Annotated in this window: 7 protein-coding genes; 6 read left to right on the top strand and 1 reads right to left on the bottom strand. The window is 68.2% G+C overall.

What is annotated here, in order from left to right; genetic code table 11:
• The 6 genes from LI92_RS19010 to LI92_RS18985 form a co-directional block, all read left to right on the top strand.
• The coding region (locus tag LI92_RS19010) for an SDR family oxidoreductase (RefSeq protein WP_046321721.1) at positions 1-513 on the top strand (513 nt) is incomplete at its 5' end.
• Positions 514-566: 53 nt separating this feature from the next.
• Positions 567-1,481 carry an IclR family transcriptional regulator gene (locus LI92_RS19005; RefSeq protein ID WP_052740861.1) on the top strand — a complete coding sequence of 305 codons (915 nt, stop codon included), beginning with the start codon at positions 567-569 and terminating at the stop codon, positions 1,479-1,481.
• Positions 1,478-3,703 (top strand): acyl-CoA dehydrogenase family protein, encoded by a 2,226-nt coding sequence (locus LI92_RS19000; protein WP_046321720.1) that lies wholly within the window; start codon positions 1,478-1,480, stop codon positions 3,701-3,703. Before LI92_RS19005 ends, LI92_RS19000 begins: the two co-directional genes overlap by 4 nt.
• 14 nt (positions 3,704-3,717) lie before the next feature.
• On the top strand, positions 3,718-4,926 hold the full coding sequence (locus tag LI92_RS18995) for a thiolase family protein (protein ID WP_046321719.1): 1,209 nt from the start codon (positions 3,718-3,720) through the stop codon (positions 4,924-4,926).
• Between the two features lie 3 nt (positions 4,927-4,929).
• The gene (locus tag LI92_RS18990; RefSeq protein ID WP_046321717.1) at positions 4,930-5,352 is read left to right on the top strand and encodes a Zn-ribbon domain-containing OB-fold protein; all 423 of its coding nucleotides are present in this window, start codon (positions 4,930-4,932) and stop codon (positions 5,350-5,352) included.
• The gene (locus LI92_RS18985) at positions 5,345-5,818 is read left to right on the top strand and encodes a nuclear transport factor 2 family protein (RefSeq protein ID WP_046321715.1); all 474 of its coding nucleotides are present in this window, start codon (positions 5,345-5,347) and stop codon (positions 5,816-5,818) included. The genes LI92_RS18990 and LI92_RS18985 overlap by 8 nt, the downstream gene beginning before the upstream one ends.
• A gap of 16 nt (positions 5,819-5,834) precedes the next feature.
• On the opposite strand, the gene LI92_RS18980 is transcribed toward LI92_RS18985, so the two are convergent.
• Positions 5,835-6,766, bottom strand: a 932-nt coding sequence (locus tag LI92_RS18980; protein WP_046321712.1) for an amidohydrolase family protein, incomplete at its 5' end; no start/stop codon positions are given.

Genomic DNA, 6,766 nt, shown 5'->3' with positions numbered 1-6,766 from the left:
AACGAGGTCTTCTATGCCGTGGCGCCCGAGGGGGCCGCGATCGTCAACGTCGCATCGATGGCCGCGCACCTGATGCCGGAGGAGTTGATACCCGCCGACCGATTTTCGCTGGCGCTGCAGGACCCCGGCGGGTTCGCCGAGGCCATGGCGGCGGTGTGTGACGCCATGCCGCCGGAGTTGCGTTCGGGCATCGCCTACGGGGTCAGTAAGGCGTTCGTGCGCTGGTATTCCAGCGCGCAGGCCGAGCGGTTCAACGGCCGTGGTCTGCGGATCGTCTCGATCTCGCCGGGATCGGTGGACACCGAGATGGGCCGCTTGGAGGAGCACGCCGGCGCCGGCGCACTGGTCGCCGACGCCGCCGTCCCGCGCTGGGGCACACCCGAGGAGATGGCCGAACTGATGGCGTTCTGCGTCAGCGCCAAGGCGGGTTACCTCACCGGCACCGACATCCTCAACGACGGCGGCGTGGTGGCCTCGGTGCGCGAGCGGGCGCGGGTCGCCGCCGCCGGCTGAGGTTTCCCGGCCGATTTTGCGAGCGTCGATTATTCGACGTAACTTTCGAAAGTATGACGGGCGGCGCGAGCGATGCGGTGGGCGAGGGCCGCCCGGTGTCATCGCCGCCGACCGAGCGGGTGATGCGGATCCTTGAGCTGCTGGCCGCCGACCCGCAGCGACACCGGTCCCTCTCGGAGATCTCGCACACCCTGGGCATCAGCCACGGCACCTGCCACGCCATCTTGGCGACCCTCGCCGATCGCCAGTGGCTGGTGCGCGACCGGCACACCGGGCGATACTCCTGGGGGCCGGCCCTGTCCGCCTTGGCGCGCCCGGTCAACAAGCAGGCCTTCCGGCCCGAGTTGCAGCGGCTTTTCGCGGCGGTCGGCAGGCAGGCGATTCTCGGCGTTCGGCAAGGGGCGACGGTGGTGGTGATCGACTCGGTCGGGGAGTCGATCGCCGGGTTGCGGCTCGAGCCCGGATTTCGGATGCCACTGGTGGCGCCCTTCGGCCGCGAGTTCATCGCCGGGACCAGCGCGGCTGTCAAGAAGGATTGGCTCAGTGGGCTCGGCGCTCCGTCGCCGCGGCTGCGGCGCCGGCTGGCCGCCGTGCTCGACGAAGTCGGCCGGCGCGGCTACGCGATCGACCGGATGAGTCGCGAGTACATCCGGGTGTACTCGGCGCTGCAAGCCCTGGCTGCCGATGGCGAGCCCGACGAGATCACCGCGCGAGTCGCCACCGCTTTCGCCGATCTCACCGAGGTCGACTACCTGCCCGACGAACTCGCACTGGGTGAGCACCATCCGGTCGCAAGTGTCTCAGCCCCGGTTCGCGACGCAGACGGCACCGCCGTCATGTCGGTGGGAATCGCGCCCTTCGCCACCCTGACCGCCGGGGAGGTCGCCGAACTCGGCGCGGCCGTCCGCGAGACCGCTGCGCGTATCCAATCCCAGAGTGCACGCGAAGAACATGAGGAGGGCTCGTGAGCGTGACGCTCAGTGCCGAACAACGCCAGCTCGGTGACTCGTTGCGGCAGTTCGCCGCCCGGCACGCCCCGATGGCCGACACCCGTAAGGCGCTCGACGCGCTGGCAAGCGGAGAATTGCCTTCCTGGTGGAACGACCTGGTCGCAAACGGGTTTCATGCGGTCCACATCCCGGAACAGTACGGCGGACAAGGCGGTGGGCTGCACGACGCCGCCGCGGTCCTCGAGGCCGCGGGTGCGGTGTCGCTGCCGGGGCCGTTGTTGCCGACGGTGACCGCCGGAGCAGTCGCCCTGCTCGGCGCGGACACCCCGGCGCAGGAGCGTTTTCTGCGCTCCCTCACTGCCGGCACGCCGGCCACGGTGGTGCTCGCCGGCCATTCAGACTTCACCGCTGCGCGAACGGGCGACGGATGGCGGATCAGCGGTGTCTCCGAGGTGATTCCGGGCGCCCGCTCGGCTGGGCTGCTGCTGGTCTGCGCCCGCTGTGACGACGGAACCGACCTGTGGACGGTGGTCGATGCCTTCGGCGCTCCGGTGGAGATCAGATCGGTGGCCGGGACCGACCTGCTCACCGACCTGGCCACCATCACCTTGGTTGATTGCCCGGCGCGCGCCGGCGATTTCCTGGCCGGTGTGGACACCGAGCGCGCGGACTACGTCGCCGTGGGACTGGCCGCAGCGGTGTGCGCCGGCATCGCCGGGTGGTGCGTGGGGGCGGCCACCTCGCATCTGCGCACCCGAGAGCAGTTCGGCGTGCCCATCGGCACGTTTCAGGCACTGCAGCATCAGGCGGCCATGTTGCTGGTCAACACCGAGCTGGCCTGCGCCGCGGCCTGGGACGCGCTCAGGGCCGTCACCGACACCGTTGAGCAGCACCGGATGGCCGCCGCCACCGCGGCGCTGACGGCGGTCGTGCCCTGTCCGGACACCGTGTTCGACACGTTGACCATGTTCGGCGCCATCGGCTTCACCTGGGAACACGATCTGCACCTGTATTGGCGCCGGGCCACCAGCATCGCCGCCTCGATCGGCGCGGCAACCGACTGGGCTCGTCGACTCGGTGAACTGGCGGTCGGGCAGCAGCGGGACTTCGCCGTCGATCTCGGCGGCGCCGAGGCCGAGTTCCGGGCCGGTGTCGCCGCAACGCTCGACGCCGCTGCGGCTCTGGCCAATGACGGCCCGGGGCGCCAGGGCGACTACCCGCACTTCGAAACCGGCCCGCAGCGCACCCTGATCGCCGAAGCCGGACTGGTCGCTCCGCAATGGCCCGCACCGTGGGGGTTGGCTGCCTCCCCCCTGCAGCAGTTGATCATCATCGAGGAGTTCGCCAAACGGCCCGGACTGGTCCGGCCGTCGCTGGGCATCGCCGAATGGATCCTGCCATCGCTGATCCACGCCGCGTCCGAGCCGGTGGCGCAGCGGCTGATTCCGGCCACCCAGCGCGGTGAACTCGCCTGGTGCCAGTTGTTCTCCGAGCCGGGCGCCGGCTCTGATCTGGCGTCGCTGATCACCCGGGCGACCAAGGTCGACGGCGGGTGGCTTGTCAACGGTCACAAGATCTGGACCTCGGCGGCCCAGCGCGCCGATTACGGGGCGCTGCTCGCCCGTACCGACCCCGCGGCGCCCAAACACCGCGGTATCGGCTACTTCGTCGTCGACATGCGTTCGCCGGGTATCGAAGTCCAGCCGATTCAGATGGCCACCGGAGTCGCCGAGTTCAACGAAGTGTTCCTCACCGACGTCTTCGTCCCCGACGAGATGCTGCTGGGCGGGCCCACCGAGGGCTGGCAGCTTGCGATCACCACGATGGCCCAAGAGCGCACTGCTATCAGCGCATACGTCGAGAACGACCGGGCGGTCGCGTTACGGGCCATCGCCGCCGCCGCGGGGCGTTCGCGCGACGACGCGGTGCGCGCGCTGGGCGAACTGGACGCCTACGCCAATGCGATCAGGGCGCTCGGGGTGCGCGAGACCATCAGGATGCTTGACGGCACGGGCCTGGCGGCGTCCTCGAGCATCGCCAAAGTGGCGATGAACGTGCTGCTGCGCCGTACCTTCCGGGCGACGCTGGCCACCGTCGGGCGCCTGGCCATGGTCGTGGACTCCGACCCGGCCGTCGTCGAGCCCTATCTGTTGTCTCCGGCCGAGCTGATCGGAGGCGGTACCAAGGAAATTCAGCTGAACATCATCGCGCAGATGATCCTCGGCCTACCCCGCAGATGAGATGAGGACACCACATGGGACTACGTGGCGACGCCGCGATCGTCGGCTACGTCGAGCTGCCGCCGGAGCGGATGAACAAGGCGACGCCGGCCCCGTTCACGCTGGAGCAGTGGGCAGAGCTGAGCGCGGCAGCACTGGGCGACGCGGGCCTTTCCGGTGAGCTGGTCAACGGCATCGTCACCTCGCACCTGGGCGAGTCCGAGATCTTCGTTCCCTCCACGATCGCCGAATATCTCGGTTTTCCAGCGCGGTTCGCCGAGCTCGTCGACCTGGGCGGGGCCAGTGCGGCGGCCATGGTGTGGCGCGCCGCAGCGGCGATAGAGCTGGGCATCTGTGATGTGGTGCTGTGCGCGTTGCCCGCCCGCTACATCACCCCGATGTCGGAACGCAAGCCCAAGCCGCTGGTCGACGCGATGTTCTTCGGCTCGTCGAGCAACCAATTCGGCTCTCCGCAAGCAGAGTTCGAGATCCCCTACGGCAACCTGGGGCAGAACGGCCCCTACGGCCAGGTCGCCACCCGCTACGGCGCCGTCTACGGCTACGACGAACGGGCGATGGCCAAATTGGTGGTCGATCAGCGTGTCAACGCCAACCACACCGACGGCGCCATCTGGCGCGACACGCCGCTGACCGTCGAGGATGTCCTGGCCAGCCCGGTGATCGCCGATCCGCTGCACATGCTGGAGATCGTGATGCCCTGCGTCGGCGGAGCAGCCGTGGTGATCGCCAGCGCGGAGATCGCCAAGCGGGCCCGCAACCGGCCGGTGTGGATCAGGGGTTTCGGTGAGCACGTGCCGTTCAAAACCCCGACCTACGCCGCCGACCTGTTGACCACCCCGATCCGTGAGGCGGCCGATACCGCGTTCGCGATGACCGATCTGACGCGCGCGGACATGGACATGGTTTCCATCTACGACTGCTACACGATCACCGTGGTGCTCTCGCTGGAGGACGCCGGCTTCTGCGAGAAAGGCAAAGGCATGCAGTTCCTGGCCGATCACGACCTGACCTTCCGTGGTGACTTCCCCCTCAACACCGCCGGCGGCCAACTCGGATTCGGGCAGGCCGGCCTGGCCGGCGGCATGCACCACGTCTGCGACGCCACCCGTCAGATCATGGGCCGGGCCGGGGCGGCCCAGGTGGCCGACTGCAACCGGGCCTTCGTCTCGGGCAACGGCGGAATCCTGTCGGAACAGACGACCCTCATTTTGGAAGGGGACTAGCCGATGATGAGCTTCGAGCGACCGATGCCGGTCAAAACCCCGACCACCGCGCCGTTCTGGGATGCGCTGGCGCAGCACCGGATTGTCATCCAGTACTCGCCGTCTTCACAGAGCTACGTGTTCTACCCGCGAGTCCGCGCCCCACGCACCCTGGCCGACGACCTGGAATGGCGCGAGATATCCGGCATGGGCACGTTGTACTCCTTCACCGTGGCCCGCCGGCCGGTGGGACCGCACTTCGCCGGCGCGGTGCCGCAACTGCTGGGGATCGTCGAATGGGATGAGGGCCCGCGGTTCTCCACCGAGCTGGTCAACGTCGATCCCGCCGATCTGGCGGTCGGAATGCGGGTGCAGCCGGTGTTCTGCGACTACCCCGACCACGACGTCACGATGCTGCGCTATGAACCGGCGACGAACCGTGACTGACGCCGCCGCGGACATCGAGGCGATCAAGCGCCTGAAATCCCGCTACTGCCGTTACCTGGACACCAAGGACTGGGTGGCCTGGCGCACTGTGTTCGCCGATGACTTCGTCGGCGACACCTCGGCCGCAGGCGGCAAAGTCGTCACCGGAGCCGACGCCTTCGTGGCCTTCACGCGGAAGAGCCTGCGCGATCAGCCCACCGTTCACCAGGTCCACGCACCCGACATCGAACTGGACTCGCCGACCACCGCGCACGGGATCTGGGCGCTGGAAGATGTGGTGCGCCTCGGTCCCGGGATCAATCTGCGCGGCTACGGCCACTACACCGAGACCTACGAAAAGGTCGACGGCGACTGGCGGATCAAGACCTCGACGCTGACCAGGCTGCGCGAGGATCTGTTCAACGGGCTGTTCGCCGTCTATGTCTCGCCGCGCGTTCGCACCGTGCTGGCCAGGCTCGCCCGCTGATCGGGGCGGGGTCAGATCAGGAGCCGGTGAGCACGGGCGGTTTGTGTGCTTCGGGATCCGGGTTCGCGATGGGCAGCCCCATGAACCGCCGGGCGTTGTCGCCCATGAAGTCGTAGGTGCGTCGGACATCCATCCCCTCGGCGTAGTTCCAGAACCCTTTCGGCTCGGCCAGGCCTTCGGGATGCGGATAGTCCGATCCGAAGAGCACCCGGTCCCATCCCACGGTGTCCACGACGTCGGAGACGCGGCCCTCCCAGAACGGGCTGACCCAGATGTTGCGGCGAAAGACCTCATGCGGGTGCTCCGGGAAGTTCTGCGGCATCTTTTTGTACAGTTCGCCGAAGTCATCGAAGAGCGGCCGGATCCAGGAGCTGCCGTTTTCCACGCTGGCGATGCGCAGTCCGGGAAAACGGGTCAGGGTGCCGTGACAGATCAGACTGGTGATCATGTCGGCGATCTCCCGGTGCCCCAACACCATCCAGCGGAAGGCGCTCTGCGCCATGAAGTTCTGCGTGTAAGGCGGCTCCCACCGACCGACGTAGTCGTCGAGTGGCGGGAAGCTGGCGTGCAGCACGATCGGCAGGCCCGCAGCCTGCACGTCACGCCAGAACGGGTCGAACTCGGGCAGCGCAGGGGAGCGCCAGCCGCGGATGCCGTTGACCGGGCCGGGTTTGACCAGCGCGACCACCGCGCCCTGGTCGAGGATGTACTCCAGTTCGCGCTGGGCGGCGTCGACCTCGGAGAGGTTGATGATCGGCGTGGAGAACACCCGGCCGTGGTAGTTGTACGTCCAGTGCTCGGCCATCCACTGGTTCAGCGCGTGGATGATGGCGAGGGTGAGCTCGGGGTCATCAGCACTGGAATGTTCCACCAGGCTGGCCAGTGTGGGGTAGTTCAGCGCTTCGGTGACGCCCTGGCGGTCCAGCTCGGCAACCCGGTCCTGCGGGT

This window comes from Mycobacterium sp. UM_Kg1 (assembly GCF_000972925.1).
In the GTDB taxonomy this organism is placed as follows: domain Bacteria; phylum Actinomycetota; class Actinomycetes; order Mycobacteriales; family Mycobacteriaceae; genus Mycobacterium; species Mycobacterium hiberniae.
Note: the sequence above shows the minus strand (reverse complement) of the source record. Positions and strands in the feature narration are given on the sequence as shown.

Coding starts and splice junctions, on each gene's coding strand:
- LI92_RS18990 (WP_046321717.1), top strand. CDS start 4,930: ATGATGAGCTTCGAGCGACCGATGCCGGTCAAAACCCCGACCACCGCG.
- LI92_RS19005 (WP_052740861.1), top strand. CDS start 567: ATGACGGGCGGCGCGAGCGATGCGGTGGGCGAGGGCCGCCCGGTGTCA.
- LI92_RS18995 (WP_046321719.1), top strand. CDS start 3,718: ATGGGACTACGTGGCGACGCCGCGATCGTCGGCTACGTCGAGCTGCCG.